Here is a 21,027-nt window from a genome sequence, read left to right on the forward strand (position 1 = left end):
TGTGGGCAATTATTCCAGTGTAGGAGCGGGCGGCGCTCGGGTTCACAGGCGGAAAAATCATCAGGGCGGGCACCTTCAAGCCCTCCCTCCCTCCTACCGTCGCTCACCCAATCTGCGTCATACTCGGCAAACTTATTGCCCGGTCATCGCCATGCGTCCACTGCTGCCTTTTACCTTGCTTCTGCTGCTTACCGCTTGTGGCGATGGCGAATCCCTGTTGCCGCCAGATGCGCGCCTGCCCGACGGCGGCCGCTACCGAGGCCAGGTGGTCGATGGCCTTCTGCAGGGCGAAGGGCGCATCGACTACCCCAACGGCAGCTGGTACGCCGGCACCTTCAAGAATGGCCAGTGGCACGGCCAGGGTGAATGGCATGGCCAGAACGGTGAGGTGTACCGTGGCCAGTTCAAGGATGGCCTGTTCGAAGGCCTGGGCGACCTGATCACCCCCGGCAGCCATTACGCCGGCACCTTCCGCCACGGACGCCGTGACGGTGAAGGCACCCTCAAGCAGGCCGACCAGACCTACCGTGGCCAGTTCAAGGACGACCAGTACGAAGGCGCCGGCCAGCTGGAGCTGGCCGACGGCAGCCGCTACCAAGGCCTGTTCGCCAAAGGCAAACCCAACGGCGCCGGGGTACGCAGCGACGCCAGCGGCAACCAGTTCAGCGGGCGCTTCGTGGACGGCCAATTGCAAGGCACCGGTACTTACGACAGCGTCGACGGCGAGCAGTACATCGGTGAATTCAAGGACAACCGCCTGGAAGGCCGGGGCCGCTACGAAAATGCCGACGGTGATGTGTGGATCGGCCAGTTCAAGGACGGTGCGCTGGTGGGCGAAGGCGAAATGCTCGGCAGCGATGGCAGCCATTACAAAGGCGCCTTCGTCGACTGGCGCATGTCTGGCCACGGCAGCCTGCAACTGGCCGATGGCAGCCAGTACGTGGGTAACCTGCTCAACGATGCCTACCACGGCCAAGGGCGCCTGACCTTGGCCAACGGCCAGGTGCAAAGCGGGGTCTGGGCCAATGGCGTGCGCGTGCGCGACCAGCACGGCAAGCTGCTGCCCGACCCTCTCGACCTCGCCCTGCTCAACCAGGGCCGGCTGCTGGACGAAGCGCTGGCGGCAGTGCCGCGCTCGCTGGCGCCCATCCAGCTGTACAGCCTGGTGGTGGCCGGCGACGGGCAGCAGAGCGTGTTCCTGCGTGAGGCCGACTACGTCAGCAACCTGCTGAAGGTACGCTTCGGTGCCCGTGGCCAGGTAACCCTGGTCAATCACCGCGACTTCATGGCCACACGCCCCATGGCCACCCGCCAGAGCATTACCCGCGCCGCCCAGGCACTGGCAGAACGCAGCGGCCCGCAAGACCTGCTGTTCATCTACCTGACCAGCCACGGCAGCGAGGATCACCAGCTGGTGCTGGACCAGCCACGGCTGCAGCTGGCGGACCTGTCTGCCGACGAGCTGGCCAGCGCCCTGGCACCGCTCAAGGACCGGGACAAGGTAATCGTCATCTCTGCCTGCTATTCCGGTGGCTACATCGCCGGCCTGAAGGACGAGCGCACCGTGATCATGACCGCAGCGCGGGCTGACCGGGTGTCGTTCGGTTGTTCGGAAGAGGCCGACTTCACCTACTTTGGCGATGCCCTGTTCGCCCAGGCACTGAACCAGACCGACGACCTGAAACAGGCGTTTGAACTGGCGCGTGGCAGTGTTGCCGAACGGGAACGAAGGGAAGGCTTCGAGGCGTCTGAACCGCAGCTGTGGGCGCCGCCTAAGGTGCTGGAACACTGGCAGCGGCTGCGCAGCCAGCAAGCCGAAGAAGCCTTGCGCAATGCCACCCATGCCAAGGTGGGGGCGCAGGCAAAAACGCCGCGCAACCACTAAGCTTGGGTGTAACAAGGGAGAGACATCATGTACTTGACGCCTCAGCATGTCCTGCTTGCCGGAGCGACCGGCCTGACCGGTGAACACCTGCTCGACCGCCTGCTCAACGAGCCGACCATCACCCGGGTGCTGGCCCCGACCCGGCGGCCATTGGCCGAACATCCGCACCTGGAGAACCCCGTCGGCGACCCGGCGGTGTTCTTGCCACAGCTGGGTGGGCGTGTCGACATCGCCTATTGCTGCCTGGGTACCACGCTGAAACAGGCGGGCTCCGAGTCTGCCTTCAGGGCAGTGGACCTGGACATGGTAGTGGCCTTCAGCAAGCGGGCGCGAGAAATGGGCGCCCGGCACCTGTTGGTGATCAGCGCGCTGGGCGCAGACCCGAAATCCTCGATTTTCTACAACCGGGTCAAGGGCGAGATGGAGGAAGCATTGAAGGCCCAGGACTGGCCACAGCTCACCATCGTGCGCCCCTCCCTGCTGCTGGGCGAGCGCAGCCAACCGCGGCTTACAGAAAAACTCGCAGCGCCGTTTTCCAAGCTGATACCGGGCAAATACCGGGGTATCGAGGCCTGCACCTTAGCCAGGGCGCTGTGGCGCCTGGCGCTGGAAGAACAGGACGGGGTGCGCATCGTCGAATCGGACGAACTGCGAAAGCTGGGCAGGCCGTAGCCGTCAAAGGCCGCCCGAGGCCCTGTACTCGACACCCGCTGCGGTCAGCAGGGACAGTGGCAGCAGCAGGGTATCGAGGAGCATGCTGGGCACAAGGTCGGCCTTTGCGAACTGGGGTGCGTCAGCACCAAAGCGTTCCCGCGGGCAGCAGCCGCCATTGATCACGTACCAGTCCAGCCGGGCCCCGGCGTACACCACCGGGGCCCCAGGTACATTCGCATCCAGTGTACGCACCGTGGCGCAGCCGCCCAGCGCAGCCACTGCCATCATGCAGGCCAACGCTCGTTTCAATCATCCACCCCAAGGTGATGCTCACCCCAGCGCGGCAGCATGTCCTGCGGGATGTCCAGCAGGTTGAGAATGCGCGCCACCACAAAGTCCACCAGGTCATCGATGGTCTGCGGCTGGTGATAGAACCCGGGCGCGGCAGGCAAAATCACCGCGCCCATCTGCGAGAGCTTGAGCATGTTCTCCAAGTGAATGGTGGAGAACGGCGCTTCGCGCGGCACCAGGATCAGCTGGCGACGCTCCTTGAGGGTCACATCGGCAGCCCGCTCGATCAGGTTGTTGCAGGCGCCAGTTGCAATGGCAGACAACGTGCCCGTCGAACAGGGCACTACCACCATGGCAGCGGGCGCGCCGGAGCCCGACGCAACCGGCGACATCCAGTCTTCCTTGCCGTACACCCGCACCTGCCCGGCGGCGGCGCCAGTGTACTCGGTAAGGAACGCCTGCATGGCCTGAGGCTTGGCCGGCAGCAGCACGTCGGTCTCGGTGGCCATCACCAGTTGTGCGGCCTTGGAGATCAGAAAATGCACCTCGCGGTCCTCGCGCACCAGGCAGTCGAGCAGGCGCAGGCCATACTGAGCGCCCGAGGCCCCCGTCATGGCCAGGGTGATGCGCTGCGGCCCGCTCACTTCAGGGCCTCTGCCAGTTTGCCGTGCAGGCCGCCAAAGCCGCCGTTGCTCATGATCACCACGTGGGTACCTGGGCGGGCCTGGCCCTTAATCTGCTCGATGATTGCCTCGATGCTACCCGCCACCATGCTCGGTATCGTGCACTGCGCAGCGGTGCCCGCCAGGTCCCAGCCCAGGTTGGCAGGCGCGTACCAGATGACCTGGTCGGCATCATTGACGCTTTCGGGCAGGCCGTCGCGGTGAGCACCCAGCTTCATGGAATTGGAGCGTGGCTCGATCACCGCAATGACCGGCGCCTCGCCTACCCGCTTGCGCAGGCCGTCCAGGGTGGTGGCGATGGCAGTAGGGTGATGGGCGAAGTCGTCGTAGAGGGTTACACCCTGGACTTCAGCGACCTTTTCCATGCGCCGTTTAACGCTTTTGAATGCGCTGAGGCCTTCGATACCCATGGCGGCCACCACGCCCACATGGCGCGCTGCCGCCAGGGTAGCCAGGGCATTGGCCACGTTGTGCTGGCCAGTCAGGGCCCAGTCCACCACGCCCTGCACCTGGCCTTCGAACAGCACCTCGAAGCGCGAGCCGTCCGGGCTGAGCAGGCGCGCCTGCCACTGCCCGCCATCGCCCGTGGTCTGTACCGGCGTCCAGCAACCCATGCCGATCACCCGCTCCAGCGCCTGTTCGGAGGTGGGGTGAATCACCAGGCCTTCGCTGGGGATGGTGCGCACCAGGTGATGGAACTGCCGCTCGATGGCCGCCAGGTCCGGGAAGATATCTGCGTGGTCGAATTCCAGGTTGTTGAGGATGGCGGTGCGTGGGTGGTAATGCACGAACTTGGAGCGTTTGTCGAAGAACGCGCTGTCGTATTCGTCAGCCTCTACCACGAAGAAGGGCGTCGCGCCCAAGCGGGCCGACACCGAGAAATTCTGCGGCACGCCGCCAATCAGGAAACCCGGGCTCATGCCAGCGTGTTCCAGCACCCAGGCCAGCATGCTGCTGGTGGTGGTCTTGCCGTGGGTACCCGCTACCGCCAGTACCCAGCGCCCCTGCAGCACATGGTCGGCCAGCCACTGCGGGCCAGACACATAGGGCAGGCCCTTGTTCAGCACGTACTCCACTGCCGGGTTGCCGCGGGACATGGCGTTGCCGATGACCACAAGGTCTGGCGCCGGGTCGAGTTGCGCAGGGTCGTAGCCCTGGGTCAGCTCGATGCCCTGGGCTTCGAGCTGGGTGCTCATGGGCGGATAGACATTGGCGTCGGAGCCCGTGACGCGGTGGCCAAGTTCCTTGGCCAGCACCGCCAGCGAGCCCATGAAGGTGCCGCAAATACCGAGAATGTGAATATGCATGGTCGACCTCGCAAAACATCGAGGCAGGGTAGCCCAGGGCGCGATAAATCGCACCCGCTGTTTCGCTCAGGCTGGCCGGTTGAGGTTGTGCTTGCGCAGTTTCCGGTACAGGGTATTGCGGCTGATGCCCAGGTACTCGGCTACCCGGGTGAGGTGCCAGTGTTTTGCTTGCAGGGCAGCCAGGAGTGTTTGGCATTCGGCATCTTTCAGGGCGTCGGGCCCTGACGCGGGCAAGCCAGCACCTGCACGCAGGGGCGAGCCCTCGCGGATGATGCCGGGGAGATCGGCAAAAGCGATGTGGGTGTGCTCGCACAGCGCTACCAGGGTGCGCAGCACGTTACGCATCTGCCGCACGTTGCCGGGCCAGGCGAAAGCCAGCAGCGCCTGGCGCGCGCAGGGTGCGATGTCGATCAACTGGCCTTTGGCCTCCTCGCGGAACAAGAAGTCCAGCAACTGGGCCTTGTCGCTGCGCTCGCGTACCGCAGGCAGTGCTACCTCCAGGCCATTGAGGCGGTAGTAGAGGTCTTCGCGGAAGGTGCCCTGCTCCACCCGTTGCAGCAAGTCACGGTGAGTGGCGCTGATGATCCGCACGTCCACCGCCTGGGGCTCGCCGCCAATCGGCACCACCTGGCGTTCCTCCAGCACCCGCAGCAGGCGAGTCTGCAGGTCCAGCGGCATGTCGCCAATCTCGTCCAGCAACAAGGTGCCGCCATCGGCCTGCAGCAGCTTGCCGCGCATGCCTTCCTTGCGTGCGCCGGTGAAACTGCCGCCCCGGTAACCGAACAGCTCGCTTTCGATCAAGCTTTCGGGGATGGACGCGCAGTTGATGGCCACGAACGGTTTGTCGCACCGCCCGCTGGCCTGGTGCACGGCGAGGGCAAAGGCCTCTTTGCCGCAACCGGTCTCCCCGCGCAGCAGCAACGGCACATTGCGCTCGAACACCCGCACGCTACGGCGGAAGTGGTTCTGCAACGCAGGGTCCAGCAGGCACACCTGCGGCTGCACCTCGGGCACCGGCAGCGGCTGAGCCGCAGGCACCGACCACACCGGCGCGGGCGCCTGACCACGCAGGCTGGCAAACACCAACCGGCCATCGACGGTGTGCAGCGGCCACACCGCACTGCCGCCCGGGGTGGCTCGGCTGAATACGTCGTCGTGGCGGCAGGTGAAAAAGTCTTCCAGTGACTGGCCGACTACGCCCCCGCGCACGCGCCCCAGCAGGTTGAGCGCGCTCTGGTTGGCAGCGCAGATGCGCCCATCACCCTCCACCGCCAGCAGCCCTTCGCTGAACAGCCCGACCGATTCGGCCTGTACATGAAAACGCAGCAGCCAGTACTGCTCGAACTGGCGCAGGAAATAGCAACTCTCGATCATCTTGGCCGACAGGGTGACCATGGCCATGGTGTGGAATTCGCTTTGGCGCGAAACATCGGGCCGCGCTGACGAGACGTCGAGCACCGCCAGCAACTGGCCGTGGGGGTCGAACACGGGGCTTGCCGAGCAGGTCAGCCCGGTGTGCCGCCCACGGAAATGTTCATGCTGGTGAATGGTCAGCGCCTGGCGCTCGACCAGGCAGGTGCCAATGCCGTTGGTGCCCTCCCGGGCTTCGCTCCAGTCGGCGCCCAGCCACAGCCCGGCGCGCTCGAAACTGCGCCGCTCGGCAGGCGCGGTGACGCAGTTGAGGATCACCCCGCGTGCGTCGGTGAGCAGCACCGCGTGGCCGGCACCCGAGAGCTGCTGGTGCAGGCTGTTCATCTCGTGCTCGGCAATTTGCAGTACCTGGCGCAGGCGCTCGCGGCTCTCCTGCAGGCGGCCATGCTCCAGCACCACCGGGGCCTCGATCAGTGCCGGGTCGAGGTGATAGTCCTCCAGGCAACGCAGCCAGGAGCGAGCGATGGACGGGTCGCCGCCACCCTCGCTGGCGCCGCCGTGGGCCACCGTGTGCACTTGCCGGGCGTGGCGGGTGAACGGGTTGCTCTGCATTGTTGTTGTGCTCCGCAGATGAGTGCATCGCCCCAGCATCCTCCACCGTGCAGGGGTTTGCAATGCAGCGGCCCAACGTTGTGCCGTAAACGGTACACAGTGTCATGCCCAACCGTACCGCCCGTGGTACAAGGGCCAGGCTGCAACATCCAAGTACTGGCGCAAGCCATTGATTTTATTGAGCCAAGGCACAGTGGCCCGCGCTTTGCTCTACGCTTGGTAACTCCACACAAACACAATAGCCAGGAGACACACCATGCGTTACGCACATCCCGGTACCGAAGGCGCGAAGGTTTCCTTCAAGAGCCGCTACGGCAACTACATCGGTGGTGAGTTCGTTCCTCCGGTAAAGGGTGAGTACTTCACCACCACGTCCCCGGTGGACGGCCAGCCGATTGCCGACTTCCCGCGCTCCACTGCCGAAGACATCGACAAAGCCCTGGACGCTGCACACGCGGCTGCCGATGCCTGGGGCCGCACTTCGGTGCAGGACCGCTCCAACGTGCTGCTGAAAATCGCCGACCGCATCGAGCAGAACCTCGAAGTGCTGGCCATTACCGAAACCTGGGACAACGGCAAGCCAATCCGCGAAACCCTGAACGCCGACATCCCGTTGGCAGTGGACCACTTCCGCTACTTCGCCGGCTGCATACGCGCCCAGGAAGGCGGCGCTGCCGAGATCAACGAAAACACCGTTGCCTACCACATTCACGAGCCACTGGGCGTGGTCGGTCAGATCATTCCCTGGAACTTCCCGATCCTGATGGCCGCATGGAAGCTGGCCCCGGCGCTGGCGGCCGGCAACTGCGTAGTGCTCAAGCCTGCTGAACAAACGCCGCTGGGCATCACCGTACTGGTCGAGCTGATCGGCGACCTGCTGCCCAAGGGCGTGCTCAACGTGGTGCAAGGCTTTGGCCGCGAGGCCGGCGAGGCGCTGGCCACCAGCAAGCGCATCGCCAAGATTGCCTTCACCGGCTCTACCCCGGTGGGCTCGCACATCATGAAATGCGCAGCCGAAAACATCATCCCCTCCACCGTCGAACTGGGCGGCAAGTCGCCGAACGTCTATTTCGAAGACATCATGCAGGCCGAGCCGAGCTTCATCGACAAGGCCGCCGAAGGCATGGTGCTGGCGTTCTTCAACCAGGGCGAGGTGTGCACCTGCCCGTCGCGGGCACTGGTGCAGGAGTCGATCTACCCGCAGTTCATGGAAGTGGTGATGAAGAAGGTGCTGCAGATCAAGCGCGGCGACCCACTGGACACCGACACCATGGTCGGCGCACAGGCCTCCCAGCAGCAGTTCGAGAAGATCCTGTCGTACCTCGACATCGCCCAGAAGGAAGGCGCCGAGCTGCTGACCGGCGGCAAGGTGGAAAAACTGGAGGGCTCGCTGGCCACCGGTTACTACATCCAGCCGACGTTGCTCAAAGGCAACAACAAGATGCGCGTGTTCCAGGAGGAAATCTTCGGGCCGGTGGTCAGCGTGACCACGTTCAAGGATGAGGCGGAGGCCTTGGCGATTGCCAACGATACCGAGTTTGGCCTGGGTGCCGGGGTGTGGACCCGCGACATCAACCGCGCCTACCGCATGGGCCGCGGGATCAAGGCTGGCCGTGTCTGGACCAACTGCTACCACCTGTACCCGGCGCACGCGGCGTTCGGCGGCTACAAGAAGTCGGGTGTTGGCCGTGAAACGCACAAGATGATGCTCGACCACTACCAGCAAACCAAAAACCTGCTGGTGAGCTACGACATCAACCCGCTGGGCTTCTTCTAAAGGCGCAGCTGCAAGCTGCAAGTTACAAGCGGCAAGAGGGGCGGACCGCATCATGGCTGCCCCTGTTGCTCGCTTCTGGCTAGAAGTTTGCTAGTGATCTTCGTGGCTCAACGCTCGCCACTGATAACAACCACATAAATTCAATCAGCGAGCTCCAAGCTGAAGAAGATGGCGAGCCAGGCGCTGTTCGCTTTGTCTTGCAGCTCATGGCTTGCCGCTTGCCGCTTTTTTTTGAAAGGTGAAATTATGCCAAGCGATCATTCCGCCGGCTCGCCGGCAGGCTCTTCCGTCGATTTCGAAAAGGTCGGCTCCGACTATTTCCAGCATCGTGAACTGAAAAAGGGCGCCGCAGGCTGGGTTTTGCTGGTCGGCCTGGGTGTGGCGTACGTGATTTCCGGCGACTATGCCGGCTGGAACTTCGGCCTGGCCCAGGGTGGCTGGGGCGGCATGTTCCTGGCCACCTTGCTGATGGCCACCATGTACCTGTGCATGTGCTTCTCCCTGGCTGAACTGTCGTCCATGATCCCTACAGCCGGCGGCGGCTACGGCTTTGCCCGCAGCGCATTCGGCCCCTGGGGCGGGTTTCTGACCGGGACGGCGATCCTGATCGAGTACGCCATTGCCCCCGCCGCCATCGCCACGTTCATCGGCGCCTATTGCCAGTCGCTGTTCGGCATCGGCGGTTGGCTGATCTACCTGGTGTTCTACGTGGTGTTCATCGCCATCCACATCTTCGGCGTGGGCGAGGCGTTGAAGCTGATGTTTGCCATCACCGCCGTCGCGGCCATTGCACTGGCCGTGTTCCTGGTGGCCATGGTGCCCCATTTTGATGCAGCCAACCTGTTCGACATCGCCGTTACCGACGCCGCAGGCGCCAGCAGCTTCCTGCCGTTCGGCTACGTGGGCGTGTGGGCGGCCATCCCCTATGCCATCTGGTTCTTCCTTGCAGTGGAGGGCGTGCCGCTGGCCGCTGAAGAAACCAAGAACCCCAAGCGCGACCTGCCGCGCGGGCTGATCGGCGCCATGCTGGTGCTGGTTGCCTTTGCCTTGCTGATTCTGGTGGTAGGCCCAGGTGGCGCGGGCTCCGAAGCCCTGAAAGCCTCCGGCAACCCGCTGGTCGAGGCCCTGGCCAAGGCCTATGGTGGTTCCACCTGGATGGGCAGCTTTGTCAACCTGGTGGGCCTGGCGGGGCTGATCGCCAGCTTCTTCTCGATCATCTACGCCTATTCCCGGCAGATCTTCGCCCTGTCCCGGGCCGGTTACCTGCCGCGCAAGCTGTCGGAAACCAACAAGAGCAAGGCGCCGGTGATGGCCCTGGTCATCCCTGGCATCATCGGTTTTGCCTTGTCGCTGACCGGCCAGGGTGATCTGCTGATCCTGGTGGCGGTGTTTGGCGCTACCTTGTCTTATGTACTGATGATGGCGGCACACATCACCTTGCGGATCCGTCGGCCGAAGATGGAGCGGCCCTACCGCACGCCGGGGGGCATCTTCACCTCGGGCCTGGCTTTGGTGCTGGCCTGTATCGCGGTGGTCGCGGGCTTCCTGGTAGACCCGCGGGTGGTGATTGGCGCCGCCGTGATCTATGCGGTGCTGATCGCGTACTTTGCCTTCTACAGCCGCCACCACCTGGTAGCCGGCACACCGGAAGAGGAATTCGCCGCGATCCAGCAGGCCGAACAGGCCCTGCACTGATCATCGCCACCTGCCGCGGGGCAGCCCGCGGCTCTGGAGAACCTGTATGGCAACTTTCGTGCACACGGTCGGCCAGATGGTCTACCGCTTCGACAGCCTCAAGGAGGTGATGGCCAAGGCCAGCCCGGCGCGTTCCGGTGACTACTTGGCCGGCGTCGCCGCCAGCAACGATGGCGAGCGGGTGGCTGCGCAGATGGCCCTGGCGAACATCCCGCTGACACACTTTTTGAGCGAGGCATTGGTCCCCTACGAGGACGACGAAGTCACCCGCCTGATCATCGACACCCATGATGCCCAGGCATTTGCCGCGGTCAGCCACCTGACGGTAGGTGGCCTGCGGGACTGGCTGCTCAGCGAGCAGGCCGACGAGACGAGCCTGCGGGCACTGGCACCTGGGCTGACGCCGGAAATGGCCGCAGCCGTGTCGAAGATCATGCGCGTGCAGGACCTGGTGCTGGTAGCCCAGAAAATTCGCGTGGTCACGCGCTTTCGCGGCACCATGGGCCTGCGCGGGCGGCTGTCGACGCGGCTGCAGCCCAACCACCCCACCGACGAGCCGGCAGGCATTGCCGCGAGCATTCTCGACGGCCTGCTGTACGGCAATGGCGATGCCATGATCGGCATCAACCCGGCCACCGACAGCATCGCCTCCATCTGCGCACTGCTGGAGATGCTCGACGCCATCATCCAGCGCTACGACATCCCTACCCAGGCCTGCGTACTCACCCACGTCACCACTTCGATCGAGGCGGTCAACCGTGGCGTACCGCTGGACCTGGTGTTTCAGTCCATCGCCGGTACCGAGGCCGCCAATGCCGGGTTCGGCATCAACCTCAACGTGTTGCAGGAAGGCTACGAAGCCGGCCTGTCGCTGCAGCGCGGCACCCTCGGCCAGAACCTGATGTACTTCGAGACCGGCCAGGGCAGCGCCCTGTCGGCCAACGCCCACCATGGTGTCGACCAGCAAACCTGTGAAACCCGCGCCTACGCCGTCGCCCGCCACTTCAAGCCGTTTCTGGTCAATACCGTGGTCGGCTTCATCGGCCCGGAGTACCTGTACAACGGCAAGCAGATCATCCGTGCCGGCCTGGAAGACCACTTCTGCGGCAAGTTGCTGGGCGTGCCCATGGGTTGTGACATCTGCTACACCAACCATGCCGAAGCCGACCAGGACGACATGGACACCCTGCTGACGCTGCTGGGGGTGGCCGGGATCAACTTCATCATGGGCATCCCCGGCTCCGACGACATCATGCTCAACTACCAGACCACCTCGTTCCATGATGCCCTGTACGCGCGCCAGACCCTGGGCCTGAAACCCGGGCCGGAGTTCGAAGCCTGGCTGGCCCGCACCGGCATCTTCACCCAGGCCGACGGCCGGGTGCGTTTCGGTGACAATCTGCCGCCGGCGTTCCGCCAGGCATTGGCGCAGCTCGCATAAGGATGACCATGAACAAACACACACCTACCGCCGACAACCCCTGGCTGGCCCTGCGCAACCTCACCCCGGCGCGCATTGCCCTGGGCCGTGCCGGCACCAGCCTGCCCACCGGCGCGCAGCTGGACTTCCAGTATGCCCATGCCCAGGCACGCGATGCGGTGCACCTGCCATTCGATGCTGACGGCCTGGCTGCCCAGCTGAGCGAGCGTGGCCGCCACAGCCTGCTGCTGCACAGCGCAGCAAGCGACCGCCACCAGTACCTGCAGCGGCCCGACCTGGGGCGGCGGCTGAACGACGAGTCGGCGGCAACCCTGCGCCAGCACGCCCAGCAAAACCCCGGCGGGGTCGACCTGGCGATCGTGGTGGCCGACGGTTTGTCGGCCTTGGCCGTGCATCGCCATACCCTGCCGTTTCTGGCCCGCTTCGAAGAGCAGGCCAGCGCCGACGGCTGGGCCTGCGCGCCGGTCGTGCTGGTGCAACAAGGCCGGGTAGCGGTGGCCGACGAAGTGGGCGAATTGCTGGGCGCGCGCATGACGGTCATGCTGATCGGTGAGCGCCCGGGGCTCAGCTCACCCGACAGCCTGGGGCTGTACTTTACCTACGCCCCCCGGGTAGGCCTGACCGACGCCTACCGCAACTGCATCTCCAACGTACGCCTGGAGGGGCTGAGTTACGGCATGGCAGCGCACCGCCTGCTGTACCTGATGCGCGAAGCCTGCCGGCGCCAGTTGTCGGGCGTGAACCTGAAGGACGAAGCCGAGGTGCATAGCTTGGAAAGCGACGACCTGGCCAGCCAGAAGGGAAACTTCCTGCTGGGCAAAGGTTAACCAAGCTGTCATGCGGGGCACATTGCACTTGCCCCGGGCATTGGGCAGCATGGCCTTGGACGCTGCTGGCGTTGCACTGTTTTCCACATGGACGCTGAGGGCCGCACATGCGCATCATCAAGGCAACCCTGGATCACCTCGACCTGCTTACCCCGATGTTCGTCAAATACCGGGAGTTCTACGGCCAACTGCCCCACCCCGACAGCTCGCGCAGCTTTCTGCGCAAGCGCCTGGCGCGCGAAGAGTCGGTGATATACCTTGCATTGCCCGATGACGATGACACCAAGCTGCTGGGCTTCTGCCAGCTGTATCCTAGCTTCTCGTCACTGTCGTTGAAGCGGGTGTGGATTCTCAACGACATCTATGTGGCCGAAGACTCCCGGCGCATGCTGGTGGCTGACCACCTGATGCGCGAAGCGAAGAAGATGGCGCGCCAGACCAACGCCGTGCGCATGCGGGTTTCCACCAGCAGCGACAACCAGGTGGCGCACAAGACCTACGAGTCCATCGGGTTTCGCGAGGACACCGAGTTCCGCAACTACATCCTGCCCATCAGCCAGGAATGACCTGCGGTTGCCTTAGCGCGGGTATGCTCGCGACAAGGCCAGCCGAGGACGACTTCCGTCGTAACCCGCCGCTACAAACTCCCCGGGCATGATCCTGACTTCGCCGTATAATGGCCTACTTGTCATGTGAGAAATGTTTCCCCTCTCCCAGGTAACCGAGCCTTCGACCAAGAACACAGGTGCTGTACATGGATTTCAACCCGCTGGACCTTATCCTGCATCTCGATGCGTACCTCGACCTGTTGGTCACCAATTACGGCCCCTGGATCTACGCCATTCTGTTCGCCGTGATTTTCTGCGAAACCGGCCTGGTGGTCATGCCGTTCCTGCCGGGTGACTCACTGCTGTTCATCGCCGGCGCCGTCGCCGCGGGGGGCGGCATGGACCCGGTACTGCTTGCCGGGTTGCTGATGATCGCCGCTATCCTGGGCGACAGTACCAACTACGTCATCGGGCGAACGGCCGGGGAGCGTCTGTTCAGCAACCCCAACTCCAAGATCTTCCGCCGCGACTACCTGCAGCGCACCCACGATTTCTACGAACGCCATGGCGGCAAGACCGTGACCATGGCGCGTTTCCTGCCCATCCTGCGTACTTTTGCCCCGTTTGTTGCCGGCATCGCTCACATGCACTACCCCCGCTTCCTGGGGTTCAGCATTGCCGGGACCTTGCTGTGGGTGGGTGGGCTGGTCACCCTGGGTTACTTCTTCGGTAACGTGCCGTTCATCAAGCAACACCTATCGCTGATGGTGGTGGGCATCATCGTGTTGTCACTGGTGCCCATGATCCTGGGCCTGCTGCGCACCCGCCTGGGCCGCACGGCCAAGGCACACTGACCGCCAAGGCGTTACGTTCATGTGGTCATTCAGCGCCTGGCGGCGCAAGCGCACCCTGGCGCGCTACCCCATCACGCCCCAGCAATGGCAGGCCGTGCGCGAGCGCCTGCCAATGCTCGACGGCATCAGCGACGACGAAGACCACTGGCTGCGCGAAGCCTGCATTCTGTTCCTGCTGGACAAGCACCTGACATGCCTGCCGGGGGTGGAGCTGGACGACCAGCAGCGCCTGGTACTGGCAGCCCAGGCCCAGTTGCCGTTGCTGCACCTGGGCGAGCTGCACTGGTACCAGGGCTTTCACGAAATCATCCTCTACCCCGACGACTTCAAGAGCCCCCAGCGCCACCGTGATGCCAGTGGCATCGAGCATGCCTGGGACGGCGAGCACAGCGGCGAGGCCTGGCAGCAGGGCCCGATCATCCTGGCCTGGAGCGGGGTACTGGCCAGCGGTGGCTGGGAAGCCTACAACCTGGTCATCCACGAGCTGGCGCACAAGCTGGACATGCTCAACGGCGACGCCAATGGCCTGCCGCCCCTGCACAGCGACATGTCGATCGAGCACTGGGCCAGCGCCATGCAACACGCCTACGACGACCTCAACCGGCAGCTGGACGCCAACCCCGACGCCGAAACCGCCATCGACCCCTATGCGGCAGAAAACCCCGCGGAATTCTTTGCAGTGGCCAGCGAGTACTTCTTCAGTGGGCCCGACCTGCTGTACCAGGCCTACCCACAGGTCTACCACCAGCTGTCGCTGTTCTACCGCCAGAACCCGCTGGCCCGGCTCAACCAATTGCAGACGGAGCACCCCGCGTACCGTGAGCACCCCGCCTGACGCCCCGCTGCATCAGGCCAGGCGTGGCATGCGCAGGCAGAATATGCCTATAATCGCCGCCACTTTTTTGGTCAAACACGGGGGCACTGCCCAATGAGCTACAGCAAGATTCCGGCGGGCAAAGACCTGCCGAACGACATCTACGTCGCCATCGAGATCCCGGCCAACCACGCGCCGATCAAATACGAAATCGACAAGGACAGCGATACCCTGTTCGTCGACCGTTTCATGGCTACCCCGATGTTCTACCCGGCCAACTACGGTTTCATCCCCAACACCCTGGCTGACGACGGCGACCCGCTGGACGTGCTGGTGGTCACCCCTTACCCGGTAGCCCCAGGCTCGGTCATCCGTGCCCGCCCGGTAGGCGTGCTGAACATGACCGACGATGGCGGCGGCGACGCCAAGGTTATTGCTGTTCCACACGACAAGCTGTCGCAGCTGTACGTGGACGTGAAGGAATACACCGACCTGCCAGCCCTGCTGATCCAGCAGATCGAGCACTTCTTTGCCAACTACAAAGATCTCGAGAAAGGCAAGTGGGTCAAGATCGAAGGCTGGGATGGCGCAGACGCCGCCCGCGCTGCGATCACCAAATCGGTCGCTGCCTACAAGGGCTGATACCGTTTGCATGAGAAACCCCGCTTTGGCGGGGTTTTTTTATGGCGGCTGAACGCGTCACGCGCTGTGTAATGAAGCCGGTAACAGGTCCTACAACGTCTTACGTCCTGGCCCTACAAACGAGCTTATTTCTTACAAGCCCTGTCAACCTGCTGTTCATATCCTTGCTGGCACCTCGCCGCTACACTCGCGCCATGAACACATCCGGTGACCGCCTCAGGGCCCTGCTTCATGAATGCGGGCTTACAGCCTCCGATTTCGCTGCCCAGTGCGGCGTGACCCCACAGCATGTCAACAACTGGTTCAACCGCGGCGTGCCACTGGCGCGCCTGGACGAACTTGCCGATCTGTTCTGCGTGCACCGCCGCTGGCTGCGCAGCGGCGAGGGCATCAAGCACCCCAATGCGATTTTGCGCAGTTGCGCGCCGCGGCCTGCGCCTGCGCAGGTGCCCATCCCGTTGTCGGTGCAGCGCGGCCGGGTGGTGAATGTGCCCTTCCATGAGTTGCGCAGTGGCCTGCTGTGCCCGGTAGCCGGCCGCCATTTGCGCCTGCCCGCCAATGCCTTGAAGGGGCTGGGGGTACACCCCGACAACACCCTGTGCGTGGCCATGCCCACGGGCAACATGGCGCCGCTGATTCCACTGCAGGCGACGTTGGCAATCGACATGGGCATGACGCAGATTGTCGAGGGCGAAACCTATGCCTTGATGCTCAATGGGGCCTTGCGCGTGCACAACCTCAGCCTTGGCCAGAACGGCACCCTGTACCTGCACAGCCACGACCGGAACAACTACGCGGTTGAGCGCTACACGCCCGCCCAACGCCATGCCCAGGGGCTGGAGATTCTGGGCTGGGTGTTCCACTGGGCGTTCTTCCGCCAGCAACGCCCGCGGTGACACACCCGGTGCCATTTTTTGCTGTGCATCATGGCTGGGGCCTTGTATGCTACGCCGCACATCAGCCCCGCCCGGTGCAAACCGCGGCCCAGAGGGCTCGGCGATACCCCACACGGGCATCTGCCTTCTTTTTCAGGCCTTTGCTGGCCACCCTGTTAAGGCGATTGCGGCTTACCATAAATTAGCCGGAAGCGTCCCCGAGAAGCCGGCCACAAGCCGGCTTTTTATTGTGTTTTTTTCGGCTGCGTGAGGTCGATTCAAAAACGCATCACCCCCTCAGAAGTCGTAACGCGCCCCCACCATCATGCTGCGCGACGGCCCGTAGAAGTTGAACGTCGAGGTAGACCCCACCCGCGACAGGTAGTCCCGGTCGAACAGGTTGTTCACGTTCAACGTGGCCGTGAGCTTCGAGGTCACCGGGTACGACAGCATGGCATCCACGGTAGCGTACCCCGGTGCATTGATACGAACCCCGCCATTCTCCGAGTGGAAGTTGCTCATCGCCGAAACGCCGCCGCCGATGGCCAGCCCTGTCAGCGGGCCCTCGCTGAGGGTGTATTTGCTCCACAACGAAGCCTGGTTGCGCGGCATGATGAAGAAGGTGGTTTCGGCATCACCCTTGACCGTTTCGGTTTCCATCCAGGTGTAACCGGCCAGCAATTCCCAGTTCGGCGTCAGTTTGCCGCTTACTTCCACCTCGGCGCCCTTCACCCGGGTCTTGCCTGATGCCGCCGAGTCATTGGTAGCCACGCCGTCGGCGTCGTACACCGTGGTAGCGCGGTTCTCATCCGTCAGCCGGAATACCGAGAACCGTGTATTCAGGTCGCCACCGAAGTAGCTGCTTTTCAAGCCGAACTCATACTGTTCGCCCTCGCGCGGCTTCAATACACGGCCATTGCCATCAGTGGCAGACTGCGGTTTGAACACCTGCGAGTAGCTCGCGTACAGGGCGTGGTTCTCGGTGAGGTCGTAGACCAGCCCGCCGTAAGGCGTGAAATGGCCATCGACCTGCTTGCTGTCGTTGGTGGTGGCGCCGGTCTTGAGCGTGGTGGTGTAGAAGTCGCCGCGGTACCAGCTGAAGCGGCCACCGGCGATCAGCGCCAGGCGCTCGACCGGGCGGAAGGTCACCTTCGAGTACAGGCCGTATTCTTCTTCCTGCATCCCGGTCTCGGTGCTGTAGTTGGGCGACGGCTTGGCGAAGCGCTTGGGCGTGTAGGTATTGACGTTGATGGCCCCCAGGTTGGTGGTGCCGTTGAGGTACTCGGTGTCGTAGTTCTTGTAGTCGCTGCCCACCACGAACTCACTGACCTGGCCGAAGGTTTCGAACGGCTGGCTGTAGCTGGCGTCCAGCGCGTAGGTGTCCTGGGTGAAATCCCGGGCGCTGGCGCGTTCGGAGTTGGCACCATTGGCCGCATTGGTGGCGGTGAAGGCATACAGGTAATCGGTATCGCGGTGCGAGCCGCGGGCGGCGATACGGCCATAACCACCATTGTCGAAACGGTGGGTCAGTTCTGCGACCAGGTCGGTGGTCTTGCCGTCGAAGCTGTTCCAGTCCGCCCCCAGGAAGCGGGAGTGGCTGAAGTCTGGCACCTGGCCGGCCAGTGTCGCCGGGTAGCCGTTGTGCGGGGTGATGTTCTTCACCTCATGGATCAGCCCGAACGACAGGGTGGTGGCATCGTCCAGGTCCACATCCAACGCACCGTAGTAACTGTTGCTGGTGTTGGCGTTGTAGTCGACCTCGCCATTGGTGTCGTCGCGTGAGGCAATCAGGCGGCCACGCACGCGGCCAGCATCGTCCAGCGGCCCGCTCAGGTCGATTTCTTCATGGTTGGTGTCCCAGCTGCCGTAGCGGCCTTCCACATGGCCCTGGAACTCGGCCGTAGGGCGCTTGCGCACCATGTTGACGATGCCACCCAGTTCGCTGGTGCTGCTGAACAGCCCCGCCGGGCCACGCATGATTTCCACACGGTCGAAGGCCACCAGCGACGGTACGGTACCGAAGATGCTGGCCATGGGCGCCGGCAGGCCGTCGATGTTGAACTCGCTGTATTCGTAGCCACGGGCATAGATGGAAGAGCGGCCGCTGTCGTTGGTCAGCGTGCGCAGGCCGGCGGTGTACTTGGCCAGGTCATCCAGGTGCACGAACTGGCGATCCTTGACGTAGTCCTGGGTATAGACGGTGATCGATTGCGGGATGTCTTTCAGCGCAGCCGGCGTTTTGGTCCCCACCGTGGCGGCGTCCACGCTGTAACCGCCAGTCTGCTCCGATGGCAGCATGTCGTAGAGCCGGTTGCCCTCGATGGTCAGCGCCGGCAGATCAAGCGTGCTGTCTGCGGCCGAAGCCTGCACCGCCACCGTTTCGGCCAGTGCCGACAACGAAAACGGCGCCATCAACCCCAGCATTACCCAACGCACACGCCCCACCCCGTTTGAACCCTTCATGACCTACCCTTCGCCCAAATAAAAATAATTCGCAAACGAAACACGTTGCTTTTTGCGAACGATACCGGAGCAAAATCAGGGGTGCAGCAGGATTAACCTTCTTAACACACGCAGGCATTGCCCCTGCCGGGGTGACAGTGGGATGATCCACAACTGATAGACATTCTCATTCAAGGCTGCCCGTGCCCACCTCCCTGCTGCTCGTCGAAGACGACCCTTGCCTGCGCCACGACCTGGACCGCCACTTCCTCGACCGCGGGTTTCGCGTGCAGGCCTGCGCCTGTGCCGAGCAGGCCCTTGGCGCCATCGCCCAGGCACCGTTCGACCTGGTGTTGCTGGACATCATGCTGCCAGGCATCGATGGCCTGACCCTGCTCGACGCCCTGCGCCATCGCCAGGCCGTACCGGTGATGCTGATGTCGGCGCTGGGCGCGGAGCAGGACCGCATCACCGGCTTTACCCGGGGCGCCGATGACTACCTGCCCAAGCCTTTCAGCCTGGCAGAGCTGGATGCGCGGGTGGACGCGCTGCTACGCCGGGCGGCGTTTGCCCGCCAACCCGCTCGCCTTGCAACCCTTGGCGACTTGCAGCTGGACCAGGACCGCCAGGATGTCCTGAACGGTGGCAAACCGGCCGGCCTGACGCCGTCCGAATTCCGCTTGCTGGTGACACTTCAGGCCCATGCCGGCGAGCCGCTGAGCAAACCGTTTTTGTACCAGACCGTGCTGCACCGGGCCTATACCCGCCTGGACCGGGGCCTTGACGTGCACGTGTGCAACCTGCGGCGCAAACTCGCCGACATCGACGTGCAGCATGTGCAGATCCAGGCGGTGCGTGGCCAGGGTTACGTGCTGGTCGAAGAGGGGCAGGCGTGATGCGCCGTCACCCGCTGCTATGGAAGCTGGCATTGCTGCAGGTGAGTTTCTGCCTGCTGCTGACCTGGCTGATATGGACGTGGGGCCTGAGTGTTGAACGTGGCAGCTACTTTCTGCCTGAGGCCGACCAGCTGTACCTGGCTCGCTATGGCCAACAGGCCGAGCAGGCCCTGGCGGCAGGTGGAGCGCCTGCAGTCGAAGCCTGGCGCCAGCACGTGCAGGCAAGCGAGGGCACCTGGGTCGCCGTGGTAGGCCCGCACCTGCAAAGCCTGGGTACCACGCCGCTGACCGCCGAAGAGGCCAGCCACCTCACCTTCATGCGCAAGCTGGCCTGGCCCATGAGCCGACGCCTGCAGGATGAACTGCCCTACGTGAGCATTGCCTTCGCGCAACACCCCGAGCAAGGTCGGGTGGTGATGCAGCTGCCCGAGCGCCTGCTACCCACCGGGCTGACCCCCTGGACCCACGTGGTCACCCACGGTATTGCCCCGGCACTGCTGGCGCTGCTGCTGGGCCTGGCGCTGTACAGGCACCTTGTGGCGCCACTGAACCGCCTGCGTGACCGCGCCGATGCCCTGCGCGCCAACGACCTGGAGAGCCCCGGTTTGCATTTGCACGGCCGCCACGACGAACTGGGCGAACTGGCGCAGGCGTTCGACCACATGGCCACCCGCCTGCGCCACAGCCTGGAGCAACAGCGCCTGCTGCTGCGCACCCTGTCCCACGAGCTGCGCACGCCCCTGGCACGCCTGCGTATCGCCCATGACAGCGGCCTGCCAGCAGCGCAGCTACGCGAGCGCCTGGATTACGAAGTAGCCGATATGCAGAAGCTGCTGGAAAACACCCTCGACCTGGCCTGGATGGATACCGAACAGCCCAGCCTGGCCACCGAGCCTGTGCTGATGGCTTCGGTGTGGGAGGCGCTGTGCCAGGATATCTGCTTCGAAAGTGGCTGGGGCCGGGAGCGCCTGCCCTGCTCGCTCGGTAGCGACTGCGTTGTCCAGGCCCATCTGGACAGCCTGGCCCAGGCCCTGGAAAACCTGATGCGCAATGCCATTCGCCACTCCCCGCCGGCAGGCCGGGTGAGCCTGGACGGCTGGCGCGAAGGGGGTAGCTGGCACCTGTGCCTGCGTGACCAGGGCACGGGCGTTCCCGAGCATGAGCTGGAGCGCATCTTCACGCCTTACCAACGCCTGCCGGGCAGTGGCACAGGGTTCGGCCTGGGCCTTGCCATCGCCCGCCGCGCCATCGAATTGCAGGGTGGCCGGCTGTGGGCCAGCAATGGCAACCCTGGGCTGCACCTGCACCTGACCCTGCCCATGGCACCTGACGGTTTAGAAAGTTAAGGCGCTTTACGCGCTGGCGGGGCTGTCTATCATCTGGCGCTTCAACCCTTGCCCCCTGACGAGACGC

Annotated in this window: 18 protein-coding genes; 13 read left to right on the forward strand and 5 right to left on the reverse strand. The window is 64.0% G+C overall.

Annotated elements, in window-relative coordinates:
• Positions 1–151: 151 nt before the first annotated feature.
• Together IAE38_RS07625 and IAE38_RS07630 are read left to right on the forward strand one after the other, a co-directional pair.
• Positions 152–1,885 carry a C13 family peptidase gene (locus IAE38_RS07625; RefSeq protein ID WP_201216861.1) on the forward strand — a complete coding sequence of 578 codons (1,734 nt, stop codon included), beginning with the start codon at positions 152–154 and terminating at the stop codon, positions 1,883–1,885.
• A 27-nt stretch (positions 1,886–1,912) separates the two neighbouring features.
• The gene (locus IAE38_RS07630; RefSeq protein WP_201216864.1) at positions 1,913–2,557 is read left to right on the forward strand and encodes an oxidoreductase; all 645 of its coding nucleotides are present in this window, start codon (positions 1,913–1,915) and stop codon (positions 2,555–2,557) included.
• Between the two features lie 3 nt (positions 2,558–2,560).
• Here the strand turns inward: IAE38_RS07630 and IAE38_RS07635 are convergent, their stop codons facing one another.
• From IAE38_RS07635 to IAE38_RS07650, 4 genes are all read right to left on the reverse strand, one after another.
• Entirely contained in the window at positions 2,561–2,848 is a 288-nt protein-coding gene (locus tag IAE38_RS07635) for a YceK/YidQ family lipoprotein (RefSeq protein ID WP_201216866.1), read from the reverse strand.
• Positions 2,845–3,474 carry a flavin prenyltransferase UbiX gene (gene ubiX / locus IAE38_RS07640; RefSeq protein WP_028633021.1) on the reverse strand — a complete coding sequence of 210 codons (630 nt, stop codon included), beginning with the start codon at positions 3,472–3,474 and terminating at the stop codon, positions 2,845–2,847. Before ubiX ends, IAE38_RS07635 begins: the two co-directional genes overlap by 4 nt.
• Positions 3,471–4,820 (reverse strand): UDP-N-acetylmuramate:L-alanyl-gamma-D-glutamyl-meso-diaminopimelate ligase, encoded by a 1,350-nt coding sequence (gene mpl, locus IAE38_RS07645; RefSeq protein WP_201216869.1) that lies wholly within the window; start codon positions 4,818–4,820, stop codon positions 3,471–3,473. The genes ubiX and mpl overlap by 4 nt, the downstream gene beginning before the upstream one ends.
• Before the next feature lie 66 nt (positions 4,821–4,886).
• A complete protein-coding gene (locus IAE38_RS07650; RefSeq protein ID WP_201216871.1) occupies positions 4,887–6,803 on the reverse strand; it encodes a sigma-54-dependent Fis family transcriptional regulator in 1,917 nt (638 codons plus the stop codon).
• Positions 6,804–7,059: 256 nt separating this feature from the next.
• On the opposite strand from IAE38_RS07650, the gene exaC reads away from it, so the two are divergent.
• From exaC to IAE38_RS07695, 9 genes are all read left to right on the forward strand, one after another.
• Complete coding sequence (gene exaC / locus IAE38_RS07655) at positions 7,060–8,580, forward strand: acetaldehyde dehydrogenase ExaC (protein ID WP_028633024.1); 1,521 nt, start codon at positions 7,060–7,062, stop codon at positions 8,578–8,580.
• A 246-nt stretch (positions 8,581–8,826) separates the two neighbouring features.
• Positions 8,827–10,275, forward strand: a complete 1,449-nt coding sequence (gene eat / locus IAE38_RS07660) for an ethanolamine permease (protein WP_201216873.1) — start codon at positions 8,827–8,829, stop codon at positions 10,273–10,275.
• A 46-nt stretch (positions 10,276–10,321) separates the two neighbouring features.
• On the forward strand, positions 10,322–11,716 hold the full coding sequence (locus tag IAE38_RS07665) for an ethanolamine ammonia-lyase subunit EutB (protein ID WP_028633026.1): 1,395 nt from the start codon (positions 10,322–10,324) through the stop codon (positions 11,714–11,716).
• Between the two features lie 8 nt (positions 11,717–11,724).
• The gene (gene eutC / locus IAE38_RS07670; protein WP_201162830.1) at positions 11,725–12,543 is read left to right on the forward strand and encodes an ethanolamine ammonia-lyase subunit EutC; all 819 of its coding nucleotides are present in this window, start codon (positions 11,725–11,727) and stop codon (positions 12,541–12,543) included.
• A 107-nt stretch (positions 12,544–12,650) separates the two neighbouring features.
• A complete protein-coding gene (locus IAE38_RS07675) occupies positions 12,651–13,109 on the forward strand; it encodes a GNAT family N-acetyltransferase (protein ID WP_201162829.1) in 459 nt (152 codons plus the stop codon).
• 188 nt (positions 13,110–13,297) lie between these two features.
• A complete protein-coding gene (locus tag IAE38_RS07680) occupies positions 13,298–13,945 on the forward strand; it encodes a DedA family protein (RefSeq protein ID WP_028633029.1) in 648 nt (215 codons plus the stop codon).
• 19 nt (positions 13,946–13,964) lie between these two features.
• Complete coding sequence (locus IAE38_RS07685) at positions 13,965–14,780, forward strand: zinc-dependent peptidase (RefSeq protein ID WP_201216876.1); 816 nt, start codon at positions 13,965–13,967, stop codon at positions 14,778–14,780.
• Between the two features lie 93 nt (positions 14,781–14,873).
• Positions 14,874–15,401 (forward strand): inorganic diphosphatase, encoded by a 528-nt coding sequence (gene ppa, locus IAE38_RS07690; RefSeq protein WP_016484715.1) that lies wholly within the window; start codon positions 14,874–14,876, stop codon positions 15,399–15,401.
• Between the two features lie 194 nt (positions 15,402–15,595).
• A complete protein-coding gene (locus IAE38_RS07695; protein WP_201162827.1) occupies positions 15,596–16,297 on the forward strand; it encodes a LexA family transcriptional regulator in 702 nt (233 codons plus the stop codon).
• A 276-nt stretch (positions 16,298–16,573) separates the two neighbouring features.
• Here the strand turns inward: IAE38_RS07695 and IAE38_RS07700 are convergent, their stop codons facing one another.
• Positions 16,574–18,739 carry a TonB-dependent siderophore receptor gene (locus tag IAE38_RS07700; protein ID WP_201216879.1) on the reverse strand — a complete coding sequence of 722 codons (2,166 nt, stop codon included), beginning with the start codon at positions 18,737–18,739 and terminating at the stop codon, positions 16,574–16,576.
• Positions 18,740–18,921: 182 nt separating this feature from the next.
• Between IAE38_RS07700 and IAE38_RS07705 the strand changes: the two genes are divergently transcribed.
• Positions 18,922–19,614, forward strand: coding sequence for a response regulator transcription factor (locus IAE38_RS07705; RefSeq protein WP_201216880.1), 693 nt, complete (start codon positions 18,922–18,924; stop codon positions 19,612–19,614).
• The gene (locus IAE38_RS07710; protein ID WP_201216883.1) at positions 19,614–20,960 is read left to right on the forward strand and encodes a HAMP domain-containing sensor histidine kinase; all 1,347 of its coding nucleotides are present in this window, start codon (positions 19,614–19,616) and stop codon (positions 20,958–20,960) included. The genes IAE38_RS07705 and IAE38_RS07710 overlap by 1 nt, the downstream gene beginning before the upstream one ends.
• Positions 20,961–21,027: the final 67 nt, after the last annotated feature.

This window comes from Pseudomonas sp. S32 (genome assembly GCF_016648095.1).
In the GTDB taxonomy this organism is placed as follows: Bacteria; Pseudomonadota; Gammaproteobacteria; order Pseudomonadales; family Pseudomonadaceae; genus Aquipseudomonas; species Aquipseudomonas parafulva.